The sequence below is a fragment of the Azospirillum humicireducens genome (assembly GCF_001639105.2).
Lineage (GTDB): Bacteria > Pseudomonadota > Alphaproteobacteria > Azospirillales > Azospirillaceae > Azospirillum > Azospirillum humicireducens.
Genome location: NZ_CP028903.1, coordinates 272,687 through 296,621, shown reverse-complemented (window position 1 = coordinate 296,621; position 23,935 = coordinate 272,687). Strand labels below are relative to the sequence as shown.

General features: G+C 68.2%; 17 protein-coding genes and 1 pseudogene. 5 read left to right on the top strand and 13 right to left on the bottom strand.

The genetic code is table 11. The annotated features are described in order from the left end of the window. Positions 1–11 precede the first annotated feature (11 nt). Positions 12–1,484, top strand: coding sequence for an efflux transporter outer membrane subunit (locus A6A40_RS19150; RefSeq protein ID WP_108548028.1), 1,473 nt, complete (start codon positions 12–14; stop codon positions 1,482–1,484). Between the two features lie 307 nt (positions 1,485–1,791). Then, positions 1,792–2,559 (top strand): annotated as a pseudogene (locus tag A6A40_RS19145) (IS6 family transposase). Positions 2,560–2,704: 145 nt separating this feature from the next. On the opposite strand, the gene A6A40_RS19140 reads toward A6A40_RS19145, so the two are convergent. The 4 genes from A6A40_RS19140 to A6A40_RS19125 all read right to left on the bottom strand — a co-directional run bounded on the left by A6A40_RS19140 (position 2,705) and on the right by A6A40_RS19125 (position 6,300). After that, complete coding sequence (locus A6A40_RS19140) at positions 2,705–3,322, bottom strand: TetR/AcrR family transcriptional regulator (RefSeq protein WP_236783894.1); 618 nt, start codon at positions 3,320–3,322, stop codon at positions 2,705–2,707. A gap of 17 nt (positions 3,323–3,339) precedes the next feature. Further along, positions 3,340–3,948, bottom strand: coding sequence for a TetR/AcrR family transcriptional regulator (locus tag A6A40_RS19135; RefSeq protein WP_108548026.1), 609 nt, complete (start codon positions 3,946–3,948; stop codon positions 3,340–3,342). Between the two features lie 73 nt (positions 3,949–4,021). Further along, complete coding sequence (locus A6A40_RS19130) at positions 4,022–5,446, bottom strand: MATE family efflux transporter (RefSeq protein ID WP_108547497.1); 1,425 nt, start codon at positions 5,444–5,446, stop codon at positions 4,022–4,024. Between the two features lie 38 nt (positions 5,447–5,484). Then, positions 5,485–6,300 (bottom strand): oxidoreductase, encoded by an 816-nt coding sequence (locus A6A40_RS19125; RefSeq protein ID WP_108547496.1) that lies wholly within the window; start codon positions 6,298–6,300, stop codon positions 5,485–5,487. A gap of 155 nt (positions 6,301–6,455) precedes the next feature. Between A6A40_RS19125 and A6A40_RS19120 the strand changes: the two genes are divergently transcribed. Then, positions 6,456–7,565 carry an efflux RND transporter periplasmic adaptor subunit gene (locus A6A40_RS19120; protein WP_108548025.1) on the top strand — a complete coding sequence of 370 codons (1,110 nt, stop codon included), beginning with the start codon at positions 6,456–6,458 and terminating at the stop codon, positions 7,563–7,565. Next, positions 7,565–10,624, top strand: a complete 3,060-nt coding sequence (locus tag A6A40_RS19115) for an efflux RND transporter permease subunit (RefSeq protein WP_108547495.1) — start codon at positions 7,565–7,567, stop codon at positions 10,622–10,624. Before A6A40_RS19120 ends, A6A40_RS19115 begins: the two co-directional genes overlap by 1 nt. A 105-nt stretch (positions 10,625–10,729) precedes the next feature. Here the strand turns inward: A6A40_RS19115 and A6A40_RS19110 are convergent, their stop codons facing one another. The 9 genes from A6A40_RS19110 to A6A40_RS19070 form a co-directional block, all read right to left on the bottom strand. Then, positions 10,730–11,680, bottom strand: a complete 951-nt coding sequence (locus A6A40_RS19110) for a pyridoxal-phosphate dependent enzyme (protein WP_108547494.1) — start codon at positions 11,678–11,680, stop codon at positions 10,730–10,732. Between the two features lie 135 nt (positions 11,681–11,815). Beyond that, positions 11,816–12,037, bottom strand: a complete 222-nt coding sequence (locus A6A40_RS19105; RefSeq protein ID WP_108547493.1) for a hypothetical protein — start codon at positions 12,035–12,037, stop codon at positions 11,816–11,818. A gap of 50 nt (positions 12,038–12,087) precedes the next feature. Beyond that, complete coding sequence (locus A6A40_RS19100) at positions 12,088–13,044, bottom strand: helix-turn-helix domain-containing protein (RefSeq protein WP_146191590.1); 957 nt, start codon at positions 13,042–13,044, stop codon at positions 12,088–12,090. Continuing rightward, complete coding sequence (locus tag A6A40_RS19095; protein WP_108547491.1) at positions 13,041–14,282, bottom strand: MFS transporter; 1,242 nt, start codon at positions 14,280–14,282, stop codon at positions 13,041–13,043. Before A6A40_RS19095 ends, A6A40_RS19100 begins: the two co-directional genes overlap by 4 nt. Beyond that, positions 14,282–16,453, bottom strand: a complete 2,172-nt coding sequence (locus A6A40_RS19090) for a TonB-dependent receptor (protein WP_108547490.1) — start codon at positions 16,451–16,453, stop codon at positions 14,282–14,284. Before A6A40_RS19090 ends, A6A40_RS19095 begins: the two co-directional genes overlap by 1 nt. Positions 16,454–16,498: 45 nt before the next feature. Next, complete coding sequence (locus tag A6A40_RS19085; protein ID WP_108547489.1) at positions 16,499–16,900, bottom strand: hypothetical protein; 402 nt, start codon at positions 16,898–16,900, stop codon at positions 16,499–16,501. 242 nt (positions 16,901–17,142) lie between these two features. After that, positions 17,143–18,105, bottom strand: a complete 963-nt coding sequence (locus tag A6A40_RS19080) for a helix-turn-helix transcriptional regulator (protein WP_108547488.1) — start codon at positions 18,103–18,105, stop codon at positions 17,143–17,145. Positions 18,106–18,141: 36 nt separating this feature from the next. Beyond that, positions 18,142–19,932 (bottom strand): ABC transporter ATP-binding protein, encoded by a 1,791-nt coding sequence (locus A6A40_RS19075; protein ID WP_108547487.1) that lies wholly within the window; start codon positions 19,930–19,932, stop codon positions 18,142–18,144. Next, positions 19,929–21,773: an ABC transporter ATP-binding protein gene (locus tag A6A40_RS19070; protein WP_211112042.1), complete on the bottom strand. Its 1,845-nt coding sequence runs from the start codon at positions 21,771–21,773 to the stop codon at positions 19,929–19,931. Before A6A40_RS19070 ends, A6A40_RS19075 begins: the two co-directional genes overlap by 4 nt. 376 nt (positions 21,774–22,149) lie before the next feature. On the opposite strand from A6A40_RS19070, the gene A6A40_RS19065 reads away from it, so the two are divergent. After that, positions 22,150–23,931: an ABC transporter ATP-binding protein gene (locus A6A40_RS19065; RefSeq protein ID WP_158279317.1), complete on the top strand. Its 1,782-nt coding sequence runs from the start codon at positions 22,150–22,152 to the stop codon at positions 23,929–23,931. The last annotated feature ends 4 nt before the right edge of the window (positions 23,932–23,935 follow it).

Here is a 23,935-nt window from a genome sequence, read left to right as displayed (position 1 = left end):
GTGACAAGACCATGACCCACAGATTCGTTCCCTTCGCCGTCCCCGTGGCCGCCGTGCTGCTGCTGACCGGCTGTTCCCTGGTTCCCGACTTCGCCTTGCCCGACCCGCCGGTTCCGGCCGCCTGGCCGGACGGGCCGGCCTACCGGAGCCCGCCGGCGATCACGCTGGCGTCCACCGCTGCGGCGACGGGTGCCGATCCGGCGCGCTCCGCCGACGCCATCGGCTGGCGGGAGGTGATGCGCGATCCGAAGCTGCAGAAACTGATCGAGATCGCGCTGGCGAACAACCGCGACCTGCGTGTCGCCATGCTCAACGTCCAATCGGCGGAGGCGGACTACCGCGCCCAGCGCGGCGACCTGTTCCCGACGATCTCCGGCAGCGGGTCCGCCAGCTGGTCGCGCGTGCCGGCCGCGACCACGTCCGCCGGTTCGGCGCTCGGCAAGACGGCGGGGGTGGAATCGCGCTCCTACAGCGCCGGAATCGGTTTCACCTCCTATGAGCTGGATCTGTTCGGCCGCGTCCGCGCGCTGACCGAGCAGGCGTTCGAGCAGTATCTCGGCTATGAGGAGACGCGGCGCAGCACCCAGATCTCGCTGGTGGCGCAGGTGGCGACCGGCTATCTGACCCTGCAAGCCGACCGCTCTCTGCTGGATCTGACCCGGCAGACGCTGGACAGCCAGAACGCCTCCTATCAGCTGACGCGCAAGAGCTTCGAAGCCGGCAACGCCACCGAACTGACCCTGAGGCAGGCGCAGACCTCGGTGGACAGCGCGCGGGCCAATCTCGCGCTCTACACCCGGCAGGTGGCACAGGACGAGAATGCACTGGCCCTGCTGCTGGGCCAGCCCCTGCCGCCGGAGCTCGCCTCCGGCGCATCGCTGGATGCCCGGTCGGTGCTGACCGACCTGCCGGCGGGCCTTCCCTCCAGCGTCCTGCTGCGCCGCCCGGACGTGATGGCGGCCGAACACAATCTGCGGGCGGCCAACGCCAACATCGGGGCGGCCCGCGCCGCCTTCTTCCCGTCGCTGACGCTGACCGCCAAGGCCGGCACCGCCGCCTCCGGCATCCAGTCGCTGTTCGCTCCCGGCTCCTCCAACTGGAGCTTCGCCCCATCGCTCAGCATCCCGATCTTCTCGGCCGGCGTGAACGAGGCGAACCTCGACCTCGCCAAGGTCAGGAAGGACATCCAGGTGGCGACCTATGAGAAGACGGTGCAGACCGCCTTCCGCGAGGTGGCCGACGCGCTGGCCGCCCGCAGCACCTATGACGACCAGATCGCGGCGCAGCAGTCGCTGGTCGATGCCTACGCCCGCTCCTACCAGCTGTCGGAGATGCGGTTCCGCAGCGGGGCCGACAATTACCTGACGACCCTTGATGCGCAGCGCTCGCTCTATGCGGCACAGCAGACACTGATCTCGCTGAAGGCCGCGAGGCTGGAGAATCTCGTCACCCTCTACAAGGTTCTGGGCGGAGGCTGGCAGTAGCGTCCCGCCACTGGCCCCCCCCGCCACTGGCCGAGGTCGTTTGTCAAACGTTCCGATGCTGTTGGCGAATCGCTTGAAACGAATTCGTCAGGGATCTTCCTGAAGTTCGGCCGCATACCGAGACGTAATAGACTGCGTGGCGCAGGCTGTGGGACGGAGTCGGGGAACAACGGTTGACGCGGGTGAAGTGATCGGAGGTTCCGCGAGGGGCTGAGCGACCGCCAGGCGGCCGAGGCGGTGCGGGCGGCTCTGTTGCAAAGTTGGCCAGCACGCGTTGGAACGGCTGGACGTTGGAGGGAGCCAAACCGTGTCGGACTTCAAGGGTCGCCATTTCGAGGGGGAGATCGTGCTGTGGGCGGTGCGCTGGTACTGCCGGTACGGGATCAGCTACCGTGACCTCGAGCAGATGATGGCCGAGCGTGGCGTCACGGTCGACCACACCACCATCTAGCGTTGGGTCCAGAAGTATGCCCCCGAGATCGAGAAACAGCTGCGCTGGCAGTGGCGCTGCCCACGATCGACCAGTTGGCGGGTCGATGAAACCTATGTGAAGGTCGCTGGCAAGTGGGCCTATCTGTACTGGGCCGTCGGCAAGCATGGCAACACCATCGACTTCTACCTTTCGCCCACGCGGAGTAGCGCGGCTGCCAAGCGTTTCCTCGGCAAGGCGCTGAACGGCCTGAAGGATTGGGATAAGCCGATGGTCATCAACACCGACAAGGCGCCCACCTGTGGGCCAGCCCTAGCGGAGCTGAAGGCCAAGGGCAAATGTCCCGAGGAGACGGAACATCGGCATGTCAAGTACCTGAACAATGTCGTCGAGGCCGACCACGGCAAGTTGAAGCAGCTGATTCGGCCGGTGCGGGGCTTCAAGACCCTGAAGACGACTTATGCGATGATCAAGGGATTCGAGGTGATGCGTGCGCTCCGCAAAGGGCAGGCGGCCGCCTTCAACCCGACCCGCGACATGCACGGCGAGGCACGCCTTGTCGAGCGCGCCTTCAACGTCGGCCCCTGCGTGCTCGCCGAAGCCGTTCAGCTCGTCAACCAGCAGCTCGAACTCCAGGCCGTGTAGCCTCCGGCAGTGATGCCGGTCGTCATTACCACGCGCGTGAAAGGAAGAGTTTGCAACAGAGCCGACGATCACGGGCGCGATGTGACGGCAACCGGTGGCGAGGCTCGGCTCATGGATGTCGCGCCGTACGGAAGACGGGGATCGCCTATGCCTGCCCCGTCCAACCGCGCAGGAAGTGGGTGGCCGCCTGATGGGCGATCTTGGCGATTTCCTCTTGGGAAACCGTCTCGCGTAGTCCCCACACACATCCCTCATGCGGCCCCGCTTCACAGAGGGCTCGGAACTGAGCGGCGGCTCCTGGCCGCGCCAAACCGCTCCGATCCGGCACGTCGCCCCGCTCCGCCAATCGTTTCAGGATGGCGGCGATCTGCCGTTCGGTGCGCTGTATCCCGTGTTCATAGAAGATGCGGCCGACTTCCGGAAAGCGACCGGCTTCAGCCATGACAAGGCGTGTCATGGCAAGCGCGGATGGAGTTGAAATCAAGTCCAGATAGGCTCGCGCCGTTTCCTCCAGAACAGCTTTGGCGTCTTTGCCCTCGACATCCACAGTGGCGAAGGCGGCGCGGGTCACAGTCCCGACTTCCTCGACAAAGGCCGCGAAGAGGGCCGCTTTGGAGGGAAAGTACCGGTAGAGTGTGCTTTTGGATCCGCCCGCCTCGGCGACGATGCCATCCATCGAGGCATTGGCATAGCCATGGCGAAGGAAGGTACGGCCGGCGATTGCCAGGATCGCCGCGCGCTTGGACGAAGTGGCGATGGGCATGATCAGATCTATCCCGATCACCCCTTGCCTGGTGCGATGCCGTTCATTCGCGCATCAGCGATTTTGCGGATCTGCATGGACGCCGAATCCAGAAAGGCCTGTGCCAGAACAGGATCGTTGATGGCGCGCGCGAGCGTCAGCGCACCGACCATCATCGAGAGGATCGCCATCGCCTTGCTTGTGAACTCCTCGTCTTGCGTTTGCGAAATCAGGCGTTCGATGACGTCGAGATGCGTCCTGATCCCGGCTTCGAACGACGCTTTCACCTCGGTGCCATGTCTGGCGACATCCGAACCGAGCGCCACGATCGGACAGCCATCCGTTCTTTCCTTGCGATGCCCGTCACTCAGGTAGAAACCGATCACCTCGCCAAGCGGATCCTCGGGATTTGTTGCGGTCGCGGACGTCCATCGGCCGGAGGCGCTTTCCAGAGCCCGCTTGGACGCCTGAACCGTCAAATCCTCCTTCGACGCGAACTGTTTGTAGAATGCCCCCTGGGTCAGTCCGGCCGCCTTCATCAAGTCCTTGAGGCCGATGCCGTCGAAGCCGTGCTCGCGAAAGAGACGGCTCGCCACATTGATCACAGCCTGCCGGTTTTCCTCAGCCTGAACGCGACTCACACGCATGGCACGCCCCATTTTAGATTTCAGTCAAACTCTATATTGAATGCGGTTGGCGGACACAACTCCCCACTTCATCCTATTCCGCAGGATTTCTCCAGGGCAACGGCCGGTAGGCGGGATGCCGGCCCCAGGCTCCACCGACCATGGCGGCCGCTGTCAGAAAGCCGTAGGAGAGCGCCGCCAGGGCGGTGATCTGGAACAATGGCGCAAGCCCGGCACCGAACCAGACGACTGCCGACCAGCCGATGAAGGCCGCAATGATCATGCGCGCCGTTCCGGCCAGCACGGGAAACAGGACGCGCTTGGCTCCCTGGCTGGCGAAATAGAGCGCTAGGCCGAGCCCGACGGCGCCATAGACCGGCGCTACGGTCCGCAGATAGAGGGTGCCCATCGCCAGCACCTGGGGATCGTCGCTGAACAGGCCGATCCAGGCGTGGGGAAACAGCACGGCGGCGAGGCCGATGGTCTCGGTCATTCCGAAGGCGATCGCGGCCCCGATCCAGGCGACGCGACGCGCCCGCGCCATCTGCCCGGCTCCGATGTTGTGGCCGACCATGGTGACCAAGGCGGTGCCGAGCCCGAAGATCAGTGGAATCTGGATGTAATCGAGGCGGGAGGCGATGCCGTACCCGGCGATGGCGTCGGCGCCGAAGCAGCCGACGGCCGCGGTGACCAGGGCGACCGTGAGATTGGTCTGGACGGTGCCGATCGCCGACAGCAGGCCGACGCCCATGATATCCTTGAACAGCCCGGTGCGCAGAGGCGTGATCCTGAGTCTCAGCAGACTTTTCGCGGAGCGCAGGTACAGCATCAGGGCAACGGCCGCGAAGAGGTAATAGATCAACACCGCCGCCCCGCCGCCGGCAACGCCGAGACGGGGCAAGGGCCCCCAGCCGAAGATCAGGGCCGGCGACAGAATGATGAGCAGGACGGTGCCGGACGAGATCACCAGTGCCGGCACGGTCACGTTTCCGGCTCCGCGGAGGGCGGATGACAGCAAGGCGGTGATCCAGAGCGGCACGGCCCCGGCGAACACGACCCCGGAATAGGTCAACGCCGCCGTCAGCGTCGCTCCCGTGCCCCCCATCGCCCGGTAGAGGGCTGGTCCGCCAAGGAAAGCGGCCACCGTGAAGAGGAGGCCGAAGGCGCAGGCCAGGACGATTCCATGCCAGACCAGCGCTTCGGCGTCCTCATGGCGTTTTGCCCCCAAGGCCCGCGCGACGGCCGAGGCGACGCCGCCGCCGATCCCGCCATTCGCCATCATCTGCATGAGCATGAGCACGGGAAAGACCAGGGCGACTCCGGCGAGAGCCTCCGTCCCGAGAAAGCCGACGAACCAGGTCTCGACCACCCCGACCAGAGTCTGGACGACCAGCACCAGGGTGGTCGGCAACGCGAGGCGGAGCATCGTCGGAACCACCGGCCCGTCGAGAACGCCGGGCGGTACTTTATAGGTGGGGGCCGGGGCCGCCGAACGCTCCTGACGGGACAAGGCGGTCATGGGATTTCCTTTACGAGACCGGATGTGACGGGCCTGGCTCAGACCGGCAGCCGCAGCATCTTGCGCAGGTTCTTGTCGAAGGCGGAGGCCGGGACGAAGCGGCGCAGAAGGCTGACCTGCCGCGCCATTTTCCCTGCCGGGTAGCGCAGCTTCGGCTCGGCCTCCGTCGCGGCCTTCACGATGGTTTCGGCCACGGTCTCGGGCGTATCGCCCTTCCTGGTCGCGTCCTGAACGGCCACGGTCACCTCGGCCCGCGCGGACGCATAGGTGTCGAGCGAGCGATCCGGCTTGATGAGGTTCGCGTCGAACGAGGTTCGGGTATAGGCGGGTTCGACCAGCGTGACCCGAATGCCGAGCGTGCGCAGTTCATGGTCAAGCGATTCCGAGTAACCCTCCACCGCATGTTTCGTCGCCGCATAGAGCGCGGAATAGGGGGCCGGAATGAAGCCGAGCGCCGAGCTGAGATTGATGATCCTGCCGCTTTTCTGGTGCCGCATGATCGGCAGCACGGCGTTGGTCATGCGGATGACGCCGAACATGTTCACGTCGAACAACGCCTGCGCCTGGGCGAGCGAGGACTCCTCCGCACCGCCGAAAAGCCCGACGCCGGCATTGTTGACCAGCAGATCGATGCGGCCGGCGTCGTCCAGCACCTCGTCGACCAGGGCGGCCACGGAGGCGTCGTCGGTGACATCGCAGGTCAGCATGGTGACGCCCTCGGGGCCCTTGGCCTCCGCGTGACGGCTGGTTCCGAACACGTCGAATCCTGCGGCTTGCAGGGCCTTGGCCGCCGCGTGCCCGATGCCGGACGACGCGCCCGTCACCAGGGCGATGCCGCGTTCGATCTTTGCCATCGAAGTCTCTCTTTCTTCCTTGTGTCGGGATCAGCCCCGGAAGCGCCGCCGATGGCGATGCCGCCATGTGAGAGCGCCCTGTCAATTAGATTGCGCCCAACTTCTATAATCGATATAGATGTCGTACGCAATCTAATTTGATCGAGGCGCCGGACATGAAAAAGAGACCCATGGTCGTGGCGGGTGGCGTTCTGACGGTGGCGCTCGGCGCTGCCGCAGTCGTGACGCTGTCCATGCACACACAGGAGGCGTCGGCGGTGAGCGATCCCCGGCAGGAGGCGCCGATCGTCCGGCTTGCCGCGGCTGCTCCGGTGGCCGGATCGGACCGCGGCTTCACCGGCGTCGTCGGGGCGAGGGTGCAGAGCAACCTGGGCTTCCGCGTTCCCGGCAAGATCATCGAGCGGCTGGCGACGGTCGGGCAGCCGGTCAAGGCGGGCCAGCCGCTGATGCGCATCGACGAGACGGACCTGCGCCTCGCGCTCACGGCGAAGCGAAACGCTGTTGCCGCGGCGCGCGCGGCGGTGGTTCAGACCCAGGCGGACGAGCGGCGCTACGCCAGTCTCGTGAATGACGGCTGGGCGTCCCGCCAGCGTCATGAACAGGCGAAGGCCGCGCTGGACACCGCCAGGGCGCAACTCGCCAGCGCCGAGGCGGACGCCCGGGTTGCCGAGAACGAGGCGACCTACTCGGTCCTGGTGGCCGATAGTGACGGCACGGTGGTCGAAACGCTCGGCGAACCGGGGCAGGTCGTCGCCGCCGGCCAGACCGTCGTCCGGATCGCGCAAGCCGGTCCCCGCGAGGCGGTGGTGGCGCTGCCGGAAACCATCCGGCCGTCGATCGGTTCGCCGGCCGAAGCCAGCCTCTATGGGACCGACGGGCGGCGTTATCCCGCGCGTTTGCGACAATTGTCGGACGCCGCCGACGCCCAGACCCGCACCTACGAGGCCCGCTATGTGCTGGACGGCGATGCGGCGGCGGCGCCGCTCGGCGCGACCGTGACCGTTCGGCTGACTGGACAGGCGGGTGGGGCGGACACGCTCGTGCCGCTGGGGGCCGTGCTGGACGACGGCCGGAGGACCGGGGTCTGGACCCTGGACCGCGCCAGCTCGACGGTGCGCTTCCAGCCGGTCCGGCTGGTCCGGGTGAGCGGCGAGACCGCCGTGATCTCCGGGCTCGGCCTCGGCGATCCGGTGGTGTCGCTCGGCGCCCATCTTCTCCAGGACGGGGTCCGCGTAAGAACCGCCGCCGAGAGCGGGGTCCAGTGATGAGCCTCAATCTTTCCGCCATCGCCGTCCGCGAACGGGCCGTCACCCTGTTCTTCATCCTTCTGCTGGCGGCGGGGGGCGCCCTCGCCTTCGTCATGCTCGGACGGGCGGAGGATCCCTCCTTCACCATCAAGACGCTGACTGTCACCAGCGTGTGGCCGGGCGCCACGGCGCGCGAGATGCAGGATCTCGTCGCCGAGCCGTTGGAGAAGCGCCTTCAGGAATTGAGCTGGTACGACCGGGTGGAGACGACGACGCGGCCCGGCTACGCCTATATGACGCTGACGCTGAAGGACAGCACGCCGCCGGCCAAGGTGCAGGAGGAGTTCTATCAGGCCCGCAAGAAGATGGGCGACGAGACGCGCAACCTGCCGCCCGGCGTACTCGGCCCCTTCGTCAACGATGAGTATTCCGACGTGAGCTTCGCGCTCTACGCATTGAAGGCCAAGGGCCTGCCGATGCGCGAACTGGCCCGGCAGGCCGAGGCGATCCGCCAGGACCTGTTGCATGTGCCCGGCGTCAAGAAGGTCAACATCCTGGGCGAGCGTCCGGAACGGATCTTCGTCGAGTTCTCCTATGCCAAGTTGGCGACCCTCGGCGTGTCGGCTCAGGACATCGCCGCCGCCTTGCAGCGGCAGAACAGCGTCACGCCGTCGGGCTCGATCGATACCCAGGGGCCGCAGGTCTTCATCCGGATCGACGGCGCCTATGACGGGGTGCAGGCGATCGCCGACACGCCGATCGTCGCCGCCGGGCGGACGCTGAAGCTGTCGGACATCGCCGAGGTCCGCCGCGGCTACGAGGATCCGCCGACCTACATCATCCGCCACCAGGGTGAACCCACCGTCATGCTGGCGACCGTCATGCAGGAGGGCTGGGACGGCCTCGCGCTCGGCAAGGCGCTGGAGGAGCGGGCAGCGGGTATCGCGCGATCGCTGCCGCTCGGGATGACGCTCGACAAGGTGACCGATCAGGCCGTCAACATCACCTCGGCGGTCGACGAGTTCATGATCAAATTCGCCATGGCGCTGGGCGTGGTGCTGCTGGTCAGCCTGCTCAGCCTCGGCTGGCGCGTCGGCATCGTCGTGGCCGCCGCCGTCCCGCTGACGCTCGCCGTCGTCTTCCTGATCATGCTGGAAACCGGCCGTTTCTTCGACCGCATCACGCTCGGCGCGCTGATCCTGTCGCTCGGCCTGCTGGTGGACGACGCCATCATCGCCATCGAGGTGATGGTGGTGAAGATGGAGGAGGGCGTCGACCGCATCAGGGCGGCGGCCTATGCCTGGAGCCACACGGCGGCGCCGATGCTGTCCGGAACGCTGGTGACGGTCGCCGGCTTCCTGCCGGTGGGGTTCGCGCGCTCGACCGCCGGCGAATATGCCGGCAACATCTTCTGGGTCGTGGGATTCTCCCTCATCGTCTCCTGGATCGTCGCGGTGGTCTTCACCCCCTATCTGGGCGTCAGGATGCTGCCGGCGATCAAGCCGGTCGCCGGCGGTCACGAGGCGATCTACGGCACCCCGAACTACCGGCGCCTGCGGCGGATCATCAGCTTCGCCGTGCGCCACAAGGCCCTGACCTGCGGCATCGTCGGCATCGCCTTCGCCGCCGCCATCGTCGGCATGGGCGGCGTGAAGCAGCAGTTCTTCCCGACCTCCGACCGTCCCGAGGTGCTGGTGGAGGTCCGCCTGCCGGAAGGCACCAGCATCGAAACGACCACGGCCTCGGTCGAGAAGATCGAGCGCTGGCTGGCCGATCAGCCGGAAGCGAAGATCGTCACCAGCTACATCGGTCAGGGCGCTCCCCGCTTCTTCATCGCCCTGTCGCCGGAACTGCCCGATCCCGCCTTCGCCAAGATCGTTGTGCTCACCCCCGACGCCGAGGCGCGCGAGGCCCTGAAGCACCGGTTGCGGCAGACTGTTGCGCAGGGGCTGGTGCCCGAGGCCTATGTCCGCGTCACCCAGCTCGTATTCGGCCCCTACACGCCGTTCCCGGTCGAATTCCGGGTGATGGGCCCCGATCCGGCGCAGCTGTACGCCATTTCCGAAAAGGCCCTCGCCATCATGCGGAGCGTGCCGGATGTCCGGCAGGCCAACCGGGATTGGGGCAACCGCACGCCGGTGCTTCGCTTCACCCCGGACCAGGATCGGCTGAACCTCATCGGCCTCTCACCGGCGGAGGTCGGGCAGCAACTCCAGTTCCTTCTCACCGGGATCGCCGTGACCCAGGTCCGCGAGGACATCCGCAATGTCCCCATCGTGGCGCGCAGTGCCGGCGGCGAACGCCTGGATCCGGCGCGCCTGGCTGATTTCTCGCTGACGAGCCGGACCGGCCAGCAAATCCCGCTCGACCAGATCGGCCATGCCGATATCCGCCTGGAGGAGCCGATGATGAAGCGCCGGGACCGGACATCGGTCATCACGATCCGCTCGGACTACAATGAGGCGACCCAGCCGCCGGAGGTCTCCAAGCAGATCATGACGGCCCTTCAGCCGCTGATCGCCTCGCTTCCGGCCGGCTACCGCATCGAGATGGGCGGATCGATCGAGGAGGCCGCCAAGGCCAACACGGCGCTCGGCAAGGTCTTCCCGGTCATGATCGCCGCCATGCTGATCTTCATCATGCTTCAGGTGCGGTCCTTCTCGATGATGGCGATGGTCCTGCTGACCGCGCCGCTCGGCGTCGTCGGCGTCGTGCCCGTGCTGCTCGCCTTCAACCAGCCCTTCGGCTTCAACGCCATCCTCGGGCTGATCGGTCTGGCCGGCATCCTGATGCGCAACACGCTGATCCTGACCGAACAGATCAAGGAGAACCAAGCGGCCGGCCTCGACGATTATCACGCCGTCATCGAAGCCACGGTGCAGCGGACGCGGCCAGTGATCCTGACCGCCCTTGCCGCGGTGCTGGCCTTCATCCCCCTCACGCATTCTGTCTTCTGGGGGTCGATGGCCTACACGCTGATCGGCGGCACGGCGGTCGGGACGGTGCTGATTCTGCTGTTCCTTCCCGCTCTCTACGCGGCATGGTTCCGCATCAAGCCGGCGTCCAATGCAAATTGACCGGAAACGAAGACCAGTCCGGCAACCGAGATGCCCTTTGAGATCGGTATCTTCCGGCCATCGGCAACAATCAGATCGCTGCCAACCTGCTTCATTTGGATCACCTTACTGATGGGAAAGGAGCGTCGTCGGCAGCGTGGCGAAGCCATCGCGCCAGCGAAAGAGGTCTTCGGCGCTGGCGCCGACCCCGCCGCATACGACGACGACGATCCGCCCGGCGCTGTTCGAGATGATCTGTGACCGGGTCAAAGCCGCCAGCGAGGCGCCACAGGCCGGCTCCACGACGACGCGATGCTGGTCCATCAATCGCAGACAGGCATCGACCGCCTCCGCATCGGAAACCACGACGGGTTCGATCCGGTGCGACCGCGCCACTTCGAGCGCGCGGTCGGAGACCGTTTTGGCCCCGAGCGACGTCGCGATGCTGTCGATGCTCGGAAGGGTCACCGGACGACCGGCCGCAACCGCGCGAGCGAAGGAGTCGGCGCCTTGGGTTTCAACCGCGACGATGGGCACATCGCTCCAGCCGTTGCGATCCAGCCCTTCGGCGACACCGCAGAGGAGGCCGCCACCGCCGACGGAAAGGACGATGGCGTCCGGTTTTCCGCCTTGCGCCCGCAGTTCATCGACGAGCGTCGCGTGACCGGTCCAGAGCAGAGGATCGTCGAAGGGGTGGATGAAGGCGTCGGTTGGAGAGAGCATCGACAGCGCGCGCTCGTTCGCCTCGGCCCAGGAGGAGCCGTGGACAACGACCTCCGCCATTTCCAGACCGATCATCGTCTTGGCGCGTTCGGATGTGGTGTTGGGGACGACCACGACGACCGGAACTCCAAGTTTGCGCCCGGCATGGGCGACTGCCAGTCCGGCATTGCCGCCCGAGGAGGAAATGAAGCGGCGCGCCCCCCGGTCCCGGTGTATCGTGCAGGCATGCCCAACGCCGCGCGCCTTGAACGAGCCGGTTGGTTGGGCGGCTTCCATCTTGAAGTGGATGTCCTTCCCCAGACGCCTGGAAAAGCTCAAGGATTCGACGAGCGGCGTTTGCCAGTGGATCGTCATGACACTGTTCTCCGAAAACTGCCAAGGTTGCGGTGTTCAACGGATCGATGGGGAACCTTGGTATGATCCGTCACGGATCAGCGATGGATGATAGACTGAACCGCCCCGAGTGTGTCGGCGGCCTTTTGGCTTCAATCACGCCGCCATGGTGACGTTCTCGTTTTGAGTATAGTAGCGCGCTTCTGCTTCGGCATGAGGAATGTTGCCGATGGGTTCGAGCAGGCGCCGGTTGTGATCTTCGTCGCGAGAGCTGATCGCCGTCCATCGCCAGGCGTGCTCGTCTTCGTGCTCGAACACCATCCGGACCGCGGGTTCGCGGACTTCAGGGGCGTATTTGGGTGATGCCTGTTTCGTCATGATGACCCCATCCTCTCAAGAAACGGGGCCTCCGGGAAACCCAGTGCGGTTCAGTATTGACGTATTTCTGATCCGCGGAACCGACCATTCACATTGCTGGGTGAAAAACCGAACCGCTTGCGGAACACTGTGGAAAAATACGCAGTTGAATAACCAACCCGGTGTGCTGCGACAGAAGCATTGACCCGATCTTCAGAAAGCAGGTGAAAGGCTCTCGCCAGGCGAAATTCCTGTAAGTATTCATGGACGGTAACCCCGAATTTCCTGCGGAATTCCGCGGTTAATTTACCGGGGTTGAGGCCAACCTGCCGTGCGATTTCCCTCAGCACGGGAGGGCGGTCAAAGGAGGATTCCAAAATTCTCCGGGCAAGCCAAACCTGATGGTGATGAGGCTCCTGACTGGCCCCTTGCAGGAACGGTTCGCACGATGAGGCTCTGCGCAATCCGAGCGCGGTCAGTTCCAACCCCTTGCCGGTCAAATAGTGATGCCGTGTGAAGCCGTCGAATGGACAGGCGAGAATCTGTGCGACGAGTCCCCCTAGACCGCTGTCGATGTCCTTGCACACCACGATGGACGTGGCGTCCGCGCCACCGCAAGGGCGTGAGCCGTCATCACCCGGCATCGCCGCCGGCCCGATCTGGATCACGGCACAACGGGCTTCGCTACCGGCACTGCACAGGTGATGCGTCATCGACAGGGACGGCGTATCGACGACGCACAAGGCCGCGGTGCTCAGGTCGAGTTCGGTCGCTCCACCGATCCGCCAGCGAATCGGCCCATCCAGAACCTGGACGATTGTTCGCCAAGCGCCGACGTCGTGCAGCGGCGTCGGTGGCGCGGCGCCCGCCAGGACGCCGGCGCTCAATTGGATGTCCGGGGCGAGCGGCATCGACCAGAACGACCCTGCGGCACCGTCTCGCTGCTGCGGCTCGGAAACGCGATGCCCGATGATGGGAAGAATGGACGTGGGGTGCGTCCCGCCACGGCGTCCTGACGTCCGCTTCACGTTTCTTCTCCGACCACGGCCTGTTTCGCGATGACGGGCTGTCCGTGCTGAGCCGAACCGTCGCGCAGCCGGTGCAGGCACAGGGCGAACAGCGCAGCCAGAATGACGATGCCGCTCAGGAAGGGCAGGCTTCCGCCGAGCTGGTACAGGCTGGCGCCCACCAGCGGCCCCAGCATGAAGCCGCCGGCCTGCGCGGCGCCGATCAACCCTGCGGCGGCTCCCTGCTCGTGGTCCTCCATGGCAAGGGAAGCGGCGGCGGAAAGACCGGGCATGCACAGCCCCATGGCGCCGCCGATCCCCACCATCCCGAGAATGAACAGGGGCAACGTGGACGACACGCACAGCGCGCACAGGCCGGCGATGCCCGCCGGCAGCCCGGCCAGCAGCAGGCGGCCGGGCCGCTCGACGCGGAGGCGGGACAGCAGGAACTGAACGGCCACGGCGGTCAGGCCGCTGGCCAGGAGGCAGAAGCCGACGCTGCGCCCCGTTTCCGACGGCGCCAGATGGAGGCGGTCCTGGACGACGAAGCCGAGGCTTTGCAGGACCATCGCCACGACCAGGAAATAGCCGAGCGCGATGCCGAGCCACAGCCGGAGGCGCGGGTCGTTCGGCTTCAGCATGGCCGCCGCCGCCGAGCGGTGCGGCGCGTGGCGCAGACCGCCGAGGACCGCGACGGCGGCCAGGGCGGCGGCTCCGGCCGCCGCGTAGAGCGGGAAGACCAGCCCCAGCCCGGCGAAGGCGGCGGCGAACAGCGGACCGGCGACCGTTCCCAGGCCATAGGCCGCCGACAGCCGGGCAAGGCCGGCGGTGCGCCGTTCGGGGGGCGTGATGTCGACGATGTGCGCCTGTGCGGCCGGCATGGCCGCCGCCACCGTCGTTCCGAAGCCGACCCGCACGGCCACCAGGGCCACGAGGCTGGCCAGCGGCGTCAGCGTGCCGGCCATCCCGAGATCGAGCACCCAGGCGAACAGCGCGGTGAACAGCGCGTAGCCGGTCAGGCCCAGCACGATCATGCCGCGCCGCCCCCGGCTGTCGCTGAGGCGCCCCCACACCGGGCTGGCGGCGATGAAGGCGACACTGGACAGCGTGATGATCAGGCCGATCTGCCAGTCCGACAGGCCGATCGCGCGGCCGGCCGGGGGCAGGGTGGCGAACAGGATCGATTGGCCTGCGGAGACCAGCAGCATGCTGACCAGCAGGATGGCCTGGGGCAGGCGGGAGCGGGAGAGCGGCGCCATCAGAAGCGCACCCCCGCGCCGACGCCGATCACCCGCCCGCGTGCGGGCAGCACCGCGTCGACGTTCGGCCCCAGATGGTTGCCCTGCGTCGCGTATTTGCGGTCGAACAGGTTGTTGGCGAACAGGTAGAGGTCGGCGTTCTCCAGCTCGACGCCGACCCGCGCGTTGACCAGCTGGTAGCCTTTCAGGAGGGTCTGGCTGCCGACGTCGGCATAACGGTGCCCCTGATGCTGCACCTCCAGCCGGCCCAGCGTGCCGAAGCGCGACGGCAACCCGATCGCGGCGCCGTCGCCCCGGTATTGCAGGGCGAGCGAGGCGTTCATCCGCGGCACGTTGGGCGTGGCGTTGCCGGAGGCGGCTGCGGTTGTGGCGGACAGCGAGGCCGCGACATTCTCCAGATCGGACACCGTGTAGCCGAAGCCGCCAAGCAGATCGAGGCCGGACGTCACGCGCAGGGCGCCCTCCGCTTCGAAGCCGTAGCTGCGGACATCGACGTTGGCCGGCTGGAAGGTCGCCGTCCTCGGATTGTAGGCGTAGAGCTGTTCGTTGCGCGCCTTGGTGAAGAATCCGGCGAGGTTCAGGCGGGCGCGCCCGCCCAGGAATTCGTTCTTGCTGCCCAGCTCGTAGGTCCAGTAGGTCGCCGACTTGTAGGGCGCGGTGGCTTGGCCGAAGGCGGCGTCGGTGGGGAAGCGCGGAAAGCCGCCGGCCTTGTAGCCGCGCGAAACGGTGGCGTAGACGTTGGAGGTGTCGGTGATGTCATAGGCGAGCGACGCCCGGCCGGTGACGTAATTGTAGGTCAGGTCGCCCGATTGGTGGAATCCCGCGACGGTGCCGGGAAAGCCGTTGCCGGTGAAGGTCGATGCGTATCGTTTCCAGTCGTGATTGAAGCGCAGGCCGCCGGTCGCCTTCAACCGCGCCATAACCGGCACCGTTACCTCGCCGAAGGCCGAGGCGCTGTTCGCGGTCAGATCGACGTCGCGCGTGCCGTTGGTCGAGGCGAAGAAGGCCGATTGGTTGGTGTAGCGGGTGTCGAGATGGCTGTGGGCGTAGTTCAGCCCGGCGACCCAGCTCACCATGCTGGAGGCGGCGGAGTTGAGGCGGAATTCCTGGTTGAAGCTGGTCTCGGTCTCGGTCCAGTCGCTGAAGTCGGTCTGCGGCCGGAAAAAGGCCACGGGCAGGCCGAACAGGGCGGAGAAGGACTTGCCTTCATGGTCGTCGGTCAGCAGTTCGTTGACCACCCGGTTGGCTCCGGTGGCGGAGGTGAAGGTTCCCCAGCCGAAATCATGGGCAACGGTCAACGCCGCTCCGGCCGAACGCCGGTCGGCCTTGTTCACCGTCGATGCCTGCTCCGGGTAGTCGGCCTGCTGGCGCAGCACCCAGCCGACCGGGTTCTGCTTGTTGCTTTCCCCCGCCAGTCCCAGCGTGACCGTCGTCCGGTCGGAGGGCGTGAGGACGAGGGAGCCGCGTCCGGCGAAATTCCGATGGTCGCCGCGGTCGCTGCCGTAGAGGTTGGGAACATAGCCGTCGGCGCTCCATTGCTTGAGGGCGAGGCGCGCGGCCAGCCGTCCGGGAACCAGCGCCCCGGAGGCGACACCCTGGATCGAGCGCGTTCCATCGCCGCCGATCTCGCCGCGCAGCGAGAATTCCGGCTCCGTGCCGGGCTTGCGCGTGGTGATGTTGATGGCGCCGGCCGCGCTGTTGCGGCCATAGAGCGTCCCCTGCGGGCCGCGCAGCACCTCCGCCCGGTCGATGTCCAGATAGATCAGGTCGGATCCGAAGAAGGGCTGCGGGATGCCGTCGACATAGGTGACGACGGAGCTGTCGTCCGGCCCGAGCGGCTGGGTGACCGGCCCGATGCCGCGGATCGTGTAATAGGTCGCCCGGCTGTCCCCAAGATCGTTCGACACCATGTTGGGGACGCTCCGGAACAGATCCTCGGAACTGTTGATGCGCGCGTCCTCCAGCGTCTGTCCGTCCACCACGGTGAGGGACAGGGGCACGTCGCGCGGATTTTCCTGACGCTTGCGGGCGGTCACCGAGATTTCCGGCAAGGCGATGGCGGCCGATGCGGCCTCCTCGGCCCGCCCGGTGCCGGGCATGGCGCCGCAGGCCACGATGGCGGCGAGCAGGAGCGGGGTGGGGCGGTGCGCGTTCTTCTTCGGCGGACGCATGGAGGTATCCTGGCTGGAATGGAGGACGGAGGCTTGCGGTCAGGATCAGGGGGCGGTCCGTTCCAGGCGGCTGTGCGCCCACGCCATGGCCGTGTCGGTGTCGGGGATCACGGCCACGGGGTAGGGGTAGGCCGCCGCCGCTTTGGCGACCTGTCGAACGGCGTCGTCGTGGGCCGGGCCGGGTGGGATCACCATCGCCATGCCGCCGCACAGACGGGCCAGCCGGTCGCGGTCGCTCTTGAACCAGAGGGCGAAGGACCGTTCCTCGTCCCTGGGAAGGGCCGGCGACCCGCCTTCGCTGATGACGACGTACGGGCGTTCGCCATCCAGCAGACGGATCAGGCCGGCGATCAGCGCCTTCGCCTCCTCCGCGTCGAGCGGGCGGGCGGGCGCGCGCAGCCACACCAGCGGAAAGGACCGCGTGTCGAGAATCGGTGTCGTCGTCATGATCTTGATCCGGGGGAGGCGGCGGACCGGATTGGTCGGACCGGAATGGTCGGGGGCTTCAGTTGCGAACTGTTATCAACTGAGGCCGACTATGAGGCGGAGCGGCGGCGATGGCAATCGACCAGGCTTATGCGCGCGGGCGGATTTCCTATGCGCAAAGCCGGTCGGCGTCCGGAGGAGTTCGCGTCGGGGTTCGGGCGCGCCAGGGTTCGGGCGCGTCAGGGGGCGTGGCGGATCGCCGGTCAGCGGCGGATGGTGCCGGGGGCGTGACCGAAGCGGCGGCGGAAGGCGGTGGTGAAGTTGCTGGGATGCCGGTATCCGACATAGGCGGCGGCCTGGGATACGCTCCATCCTCCTTCGATCAGGCTGCGTGCCCGGTCCAGCCGGATGTCGCGCAGCGTGTCGAAGACGGATCGGCCGAAGGCGGCACGGAACTGTTCCTTCAGCACCGTCACGCTGACGCCCGCATCGCACGCCAGCTTGGCCAGCGTGTGGTCGGCGTCGGGTTCGGCCAGCAGCCGGTCGCGCACCCGGACCATGCGGGCCAGATCCGCCGGGCGGAGCGGGGAGGCGGCGGCCGGTGTCGCTGCCATGGGGCGCAGGGCCTCGGTCATCAGTTCGAGCGTGACCATTTCCCGGTGCAGGCGGTCGAGCGCCGGGACCGGCGTCCGCCGGTCCATCGTGTGCAGCCGGGCCTTCAGCGCCGCCGACGGGATCCAATGGTGCAGCCGGGCCGGGCCGCCGCGCGGCGGCCGCATGTGCGCGACCTCGTTCTCCTCCAGCCAGTCCTGCCGGGCAAAGGCGGCGACGGTGGAGTAATGGACGCCGCGTGCCTGCTTGCCGGTGAACAGGAGGGGGCTGTCGATGTAGAGATTCAACGCCGTGCCGGCTCGGGTGGCGATATCGCCGCAGCCTTCGACCCAGCCCTCCACCGGGCCGTCCAGCACCACGCTGACCAGCAGGCCGGGATTCATCTCCGCTTCCGCCTCGAAATCATGGAGATGGCTGATGTCGGAGCGGGTCAGGGTCAGGCCCGGCTGCAGCACGTCCACGCCGATCGACCCGGTCAGCAAGGCGCAGGAATTCCCGCTGCCGCGATCGCGGCCGGCCACCGACAGGCGGCGGTAGCGGTAGCCGAACCGCTCGGCCATCGCATGATGGTCGTCCGAGGAATAGTGGGTCGGCGTGCCGATGGTGTCGCTCATGAGCACAGCATAGGGGGCCAATTCTGCAACTGCAAATCATTCGCAAATTTCTGGCACGGCGGATTCCGGTCCGGTCAGACGCCAGTCATGGGCGGCGCGCTGCACCGTCCAAAGCCGGCGGTAGAGCCCATCCGCCGCCAGCAAGGCCTCGTGGCGCCCCTGCTGGGCGATCCGTCCGCCGTCCAGCACCAGGATGTGGTCGACCTCCCGGACGGTCCACAGGCGGTGGGCGATCACGATCACCGTCCGGCCCCGGCACAGGGCGTTGATGGCCTGCTGGATCTGCGCCTCGTTGTCGAGGTCGAGGCTGGAGGTCGCCTCGTCCAGGATCAGCACGGGGGCGTCCTTCAGCAGGGCGCGGGCGATGGCGATCCGCTGACGCTCCCCGCCGGACAGGGTGGCGCCGCCGTCCGACAGCCGCGTGGCGTAGCCGCCGGGCAGGGCCCGGATGCGGTCATGGATGCAGGCCGCGCGGGCCGCCGCCTCGACCTCGGCGTCGCCGGCGTCCGGCCGGCCGAGACGGATGTTGTCGGCGACGGTCATGTCGAACAGGACCACCTCCTGAAGCACCATGCTGACCGTGCGGTTCAGCGTGTCGCCGTCCATGTCGCGCACATCGACGCCGCCGATGCGGACGCTGCCCCGCTCCACATCCCACAGCCGGGCGACCAGCCGGGCCAGCGTGCTCTTGCCCGATCCCGAGGGGCCGACCAGGGCCGTCACCGACCCGGCCGGGAGATGGACCCCGATGCCGTTCAGAGCGGGGGTGCCGTCCGGGATGTCGTCGTAGCGGAAGACGACATCCTCCAGCGTCACCGAGGCATCGACGGGGTGGCGGCCCGCCGCCGGTTCCGGCATGGCGGGCTCCCGTGCGAGCGCGCGGATCTCGGCCAGGACCGCGCGGGACAGCCGCAGCCCGGCCAGGAACACGCCCAGATCGGTCAGGGCCGCGCACAGCCGGGCGGTGACCAGCAGGGCCAGCAGGAACGGCATGGCCTCCAGCCGCCCGGCGTCCCACAGCAGCCCGCCGGCCAGGGTGACGGACGCCAGCCCGAGTCCGACCATCAGGCCGTAGAGCGACAGGGCCGGGGCGGCGGTGGCTTCGGCATCGCGCGAGTCCCGTTCCAGCGCGATCAGGTCGCGGTCCACGGCAGCGCGGCGCCGGCCGGCGCTGTCGAATCCGCGCAGGTCGCGGGCGCCCTGGGCCATCTCCACGACTCCCGTCACCGCCCGCTCCCTGGACGCCATCACCCGTGCCGCCGCCCGGTCCAGAATGGCATGGCTCCACGGGATGGTGAGGGCGGCGAGCGGCAGCACCGCCAGCAGCAGCAGCGCCAGCCGGCCGTCGATCCAGGCGAGCAGCAGCCACAGCAGCGCCGGCAGGGCGCTGTTGGTGACGACCAGCCCCCAGACATGGGTGATGATGTCCTGGTACTGGGAGAAGCGGCTGGTCAGCAGTTCGGCCAGGGCGGCGTCACGGTGGCGGAGCACGCGTCCGACCGGCAGCCGGGCCAGATGGTCGGCGACGTTCAGCCGGGCGTCCGCCACCAGACCGTAGCTGCCGGCGAAATTGTCGAGCAGGGCATGGGCGCGCAGCCACACGCCGAGCGGCAGGGCCGCCGCGAGCAGGAGGGCGCCGAGCCAAGGGGATCGCCACGGCGCCGTTTCCCCGCCGCCCCCTCCGGCGGCCAGCGCCGGTAGGATGACGGCCAGCACCGCATAGGGCAGCGCATCCACCGCCGCCGCCAGGACGCCGGTCAGAAAGCCGCGGCGCAGCCGGGGATCGGAGCGGCCGGCGAGATCGAAACCGAGGCGGGACAGGATCATGGCCGGACCTCCGTCGGTGCGGCGGCGTTGCCGCGCAGGCTCCAGCGCGCCGCGTCGTCCTGCGCCCGGCGCAGGGCGGCGTAGGTCGGCGACACGCGCAGCAGCGTGGCGTGCGATCCGCTGGCCTCGACACGGCCCCCGCACAGGACGACGATGCGGTCGGCCCGTTCGATGGTCGCGAGCCGGTGGGCGATGACCAGCACCGTGCGCCCGCGCGCCAGCCTGGCCAGGGCGCGCTGGACCTCATGCTCGGTCTGCGGGTCGGCGTGGGCGGTCGCCTCGTCGAGGATCAGGATCGGGGCGTCCTTCAGGATGGCGCGGGCGATGGCGATGCGCTGGCGCTCGCCGCCGGACAGCCGGGCGCCACGGTCGCCGACCGGCGTGTGGTACCCCTGGGGAAGGGCGCGGATGAAGCCGTCGGCGCCGGCGGCCTTGGCGGCGGCCGTGACCTCCGCGTCGGTCGCGCCGGGGCGGGCGAGGCGGATGTTGTCGGCCAGACTGCCGTGGAACAGCACCGGATCCTGAAAGACGGTGGAGAGCCGTCCGGCGAGATCGGCCGGATCCATCCGCCGGATGTCGGCGCCGCCGATGGTGATCCGTCCCTCCGTGCAGTCCAGTGCCCGGCCCAGCAGGCGCGCCAGCGTGGTCTTTCCGGCCCCCGACGGGCCGACCAGCGCGGTGATGCGTACCTCGGCCAGGGTAAGGGACGCACCGGCCAGCGCCACGGTGCCATCCGCGTGGGTGAAGCCGGCGGACTCGAAGCGCACCGTGTTGCCGTCCGGCCGTTCGGGAGTGTCGGCGACGGGAAGACCCGGCTCGGCCAGCAACGCCGCGATCCGGTCGAGACAGGCGGCGAGCTGTCGCAGGCCGTTGGCGGCGAGGACCACGCGCGTCAGCGGCAGCGTCAGCACCCCGCCGAGCGCCAGGAACAGCATCAGGTCGGCCAGCGTCAGCGAGCCCCCGGCGTGCAGCAGAAGGCCCGCCGGCAGGATGGTGGCGAGGTTGAAGGACAGGGCGAGGCCGAACAGGGCGTAGGGGTAGCGGGACCGGCGGGTGATCGACACGGCAAGGTCGCGGAGGTCGTGGACGGTCCGCCGCACGCCCTCAAGGCTGCGCGCCTGACGGTTGAAGGCTTTCAGCGTGGCGATCCCCTGCACATAGGCGAGCAGGCGCTCGTTGGCGGCGGCCTCGGTCCCGCTCCACCGCGTGAACAGCGCGGAGGAGCCGGCGGCCATGCGCGCCTGCGCCGCCACGGCGAGCGGCAGCAGAGCCAGCGACGCCAGGGCCATGCGCCAATCGACCCAGACGAGCAGGCACCCGGCGACCAGCGGCAGCCCGAGCCCCGACACCAGATCGGGCAGCGTGTGGGCGAGCACGCCGTTGATCCGCCCGACATCGTCGATCAGCGTCTTCTTCAGCGCGCCGCCTTGCCCGTCGAGCCGGGCGAGCGGCATGCGGCCGATGTGGTCGAGCAGCCGCTGGCGAAGCGTCCGCTCGACGCGAAAGGCGGCGGCATGGCCGATGATGCCGCCGCCGGCCTGGGCGGCGAAGCGCAGCAGCGTTCCGGCCAGACCGGCCAGCGCCAGTTCCGGAATGCCGGCATGTCCCCCGCTTCCGGCGATGGGGTCGATGAGGATCACCGCGATCCGCCAGATCACCAGATAGGGAACCAGTTCCAGCAGGGTTCCGGTCAGGGCCAGCGCCGCCGACAGGATGATCTGTCGGCGGACGGGACGCAGCGCGTCGAGCAGAACGGCCAGACCCGGACTTCCGCATCCGGAACCGTGGGGGTCGGGGCTGCGGGGCGCGGACCGGGGTGGCTTGGACGCGGGATCCGCCATGTCCATGGTTGCAGAACCTATCCAGTGACGGACAAGCGCCGACGCCCTCACGCCGCGGGGAGCGGGGTTCGATGGGTTGGGCGCGGTGGTTGTGGTGAGCGATCGCGGAAAACTATCAGCCGGCGTTTCTGATGAGCAAGGCGACGGGCTTTCGATTCTGTCCGTATTTGTTTTGAAAATGGCGCTCGGCTCAGAAAGTCCCGATCGCGTCGGCGCCGGGCGGGATCGCGGCGGCGCGGTTCCGGAGCGGCCGCTATCACCACGCCATCCCGGCGGTCTTTGTCCGACCGCCGCATCGTGGACGAGGTGACGGATGGCGACGGGCCGGAATGCTGAAAAGAGGGGTGGCGGAACGGCGCACGGGCGAAACCGCCTGTTGCGCCTGGCGCACGGGCACGGGATGGCCCTGTCGGCCGCCTGCGGGCTGTCGGTGGCGGCGGCGCTGTGCGGGCTGGTGCCGTTCTGGGGAGTATACGAAATTCTCCAGGCGACGACGGATGGAGACGGTCCATCCGATCCCCACGCGGTTCTCGGCTGGGCGGCGGCCGTCGCGGCGGCGCTGATCGGCCGGCATCTGTGCGCCGCCCTGTCCACCGGGCTGGCCCATCGCGTCGGCTTCGACATCCTGCACGCCGTCCGCGCGGCGCTGATCGCCAAGACGCAGCGCCTGCCGCTGGGCTTCTTCCTCGACCGGCCGGTGGGACGGTTGAGCCATGTCTTCCAGGAGCAGGTCGAGATCCTGGAGCTGTTCTTCAGCCATCAGCTTCCCGACATGGTGGCGGCGCTGATGGCGCCGCTGCTGTGCCTGACGCTGATGGCGCTGATCGACTGGCGGCTCGCCGTCGCGGCGCTGGGCATCCTGCCGCTGGCCTGGGCCGGCAACGCCTGGATGATGCGCGGCCACGGCCCCCGCATCGGCGCCTATTTCGGCCTGATCCGGACCATCAACGCCGAGGCGGTGCAGTTCATCCAGGGCATGGAGCTCGTGCGCTCCTTCACCGTCCGGGGCGGGGCCGGCGGCGGGTTGGGCGGGCGGCTGGTCGATGCCATCGAGGCGTTCCGCCGCTTCGCCCTGGAGTGGCAGACGCGCTGGCTGCCCGGCTGGTCGCTCTACGCGGTGGGGGCGGGGACGGCGCCGCTGTTCGTGGCGCCGCTCGGGCTGTGGCTGCATGGGCGGGGCGAGCTGGAGGCGCCCGCCTTCCTCGCGGCGCTGCTGCTGTCCGGCCTGCTCGGTCCTCCCCTGCAGAAGGTGACGATCTATGGCGAGCTGTACCAGAGGGTCCGCAAGGCGGAGGAGGCGATCTCCGCCATCCTCGACGCTCCCGAACCGCCGGTGGCGGTGTCCGGTTCCGAGCCGGTGCGGGAGGGACGCGCGTTCGCCGTCGCGTTCGACGCCGTCAGCTTCGACCATGGCGGCAAGCCGGCGTTGCGGGAGGTGAGCTTCACCGCTCCGGCGGGCGGGATCACGGCGCTGGTCGGCCCGTCCGGCGCGGGCAAGAGCACGGCGGCGCACCTCGTCGGCCGCTTCTGGGATGTCGGGGAGGGCGCCATCCGCATCGGCGGCGCCGACATCCGGACGATCCCGCCCGAGCGGCTGAAGGCCATGGTCTCCTTCGTCTTCCAGGACAGCACCCTGTTCAACGGCAGCGTGCTCGACAATCTGCGCATGGGGCGGCCGGATGCCGACCGCGAGACGGTCGCCGCCGCCGCGCGGGCCGCGCGCTGCCACGATCTGATCGCGGCGCTGCCCGAGGGCTACGACACCCCGGTGGGGGAGGGCGGCGCGCGGTTCAGCGGCGGCGAGCGCCAGCGCATCGCCATCGCCCGCGCCATCCTGAAGGACGCGCCGATCCTGATCCTCGACGAGCCGACCGCTTTCGCCGACGCCGAGAACGAGGCGCTGATCCAGGAGGCGCTGTCCGGCCTGATGGCCGGCCGCACGGCGATCGTCATCGCCCACCGGCTGGACAGCGTGCGCCACGCCGACCGCATCGTGGTGATGGAGGACGGCCGCGTCGCCGCCGCCGGCCGGCACGACGACCTGATGGCCGCCTGCCCGCTCTACCGCGACCTGACCGACCGGCAGGCCGAGGTTCTCCGCTGGCGCCTTCCCGGCACCCAGTCCGATGTCCGGTCCGGTTTCGAGCAGGAGGCGTGACCGC

What these genes read in the sequence shown, in the direction of transcription:
- A6A40_RS19150 (WP_108548028.1), top strand. Translation starts at nt 12, where the DNA reads ATGACCCACAGATTCGTTCCCTTCGCCGTCCCCGTGGCCGCCGTGCTG.
- A6A40_RS19140 (WP_236783894.1), bottom strand. Translation starts at nt 3,322, where the DNA reads ATGCCCATCGCCACTTCGTCCAAGCGCGCGGCGATCCTGGCAATCGCC.
- A6A40_RS19135 (WP_108548026.1), bottom strand. Translation starts at nt 3,948, where the DNA reads ATGCGTGTGAGTCGCGTTCAGGCTGAGGAAAACCGGCAGGCTGTGATC.
- A6A40_RS19130 (WP_108547497.1), bottom strand. Translation starts at nt 5,446, where the DNA reads ATGACCGCCTTGTCCCGTCAGGAGCGTTCGGCGGCCCCGGCCCCCACC.
- A6A40_RS19125 (WP_108547496.1), bottom strand. Translation starts at nt 6,300, where the DNA reads ATGGCAAAGATCGAACGCGGCATCGCCCTGGTGACGGGCGCGTCGTCC.
- A6A40_RS19120 (WP_108548025.1), top strand. Translation starts at nt 6,456, where the DNA reads ATGAAAAAGAGACCCATGGTCGTGGCGGGTGGCGTTCTGACGGTGGCG.
- A6A40_RS19115 (WP_108547495.1), top strand. Translation starts at nt 7,565, where the DNA reads ATGAGCCTCAATCTTTCCGCCATCGCCGTCCGCGAACGGGCCGTCACC.
- A6A40_RS19110 (WP_108547494.1), bottom strand. Translation starts at nt 11,680, where the DNA reads ATGACGATCCACTGGCAAACGCCGCTCGTCGAATCCTTGAGCTTTTCC.
- A6A40_RS19105 (WP_108547493.1), bottom strand. Translation starts at nt 12,037, where the DNA reads ATGACGAAACAGGCATCACCCAAATACGCCCCTGAAGTCCGCGAACCC.
- A6A40_RS19095 (WP_108547491.1), bottom strand. Translation starts at nt 14,282, where the DNA reads ATGGCGCCGCTCTCCCGCTCCCGCCTGCCCCAGGCCATCCTGCTGGTC.
- A6A40_RS19090 (WP_108547490.1), bottom strand. Translation starts at nt 16,453, where the DNA reads ATGCGTCCGCCGAAGAAGAACGCGCACCGCCCCACCCCGCTCCTGCTC.
- A6A40_RS19085 (WP_108547489.1), bottom strand. Translation starts at nt 16,900, where the DNA reads ATGACGACGACACCGATTCTCGACACGCGGTCCTTTCCGCTGGTGTGG.
- A6A40_RS19080 (WP_108547488.1), bottom strand. Translation starts at nt 18,105, where the DNA reads ATGAGCGACACCATCGGCACGCCGACCCACTATTCCTCGGACGACCAT.
- A6A40_RS19075 (WP_108547487.1), bottom strand. Translation starts at nt 19,932, where the DNA reads ATGATCCTGTCCCGCCTCGGTTTCGATCTCGCCGGCCGCTCCGATCCC.
- A6A40_RS19070 (WP_211112042.1), bottom strand. Translation starts at nt 21,773, where the DNA reads ATGGCGGATCCCGCGTCCAAGCCACCCCGGTCCGCGCCCCGCAGCCCC.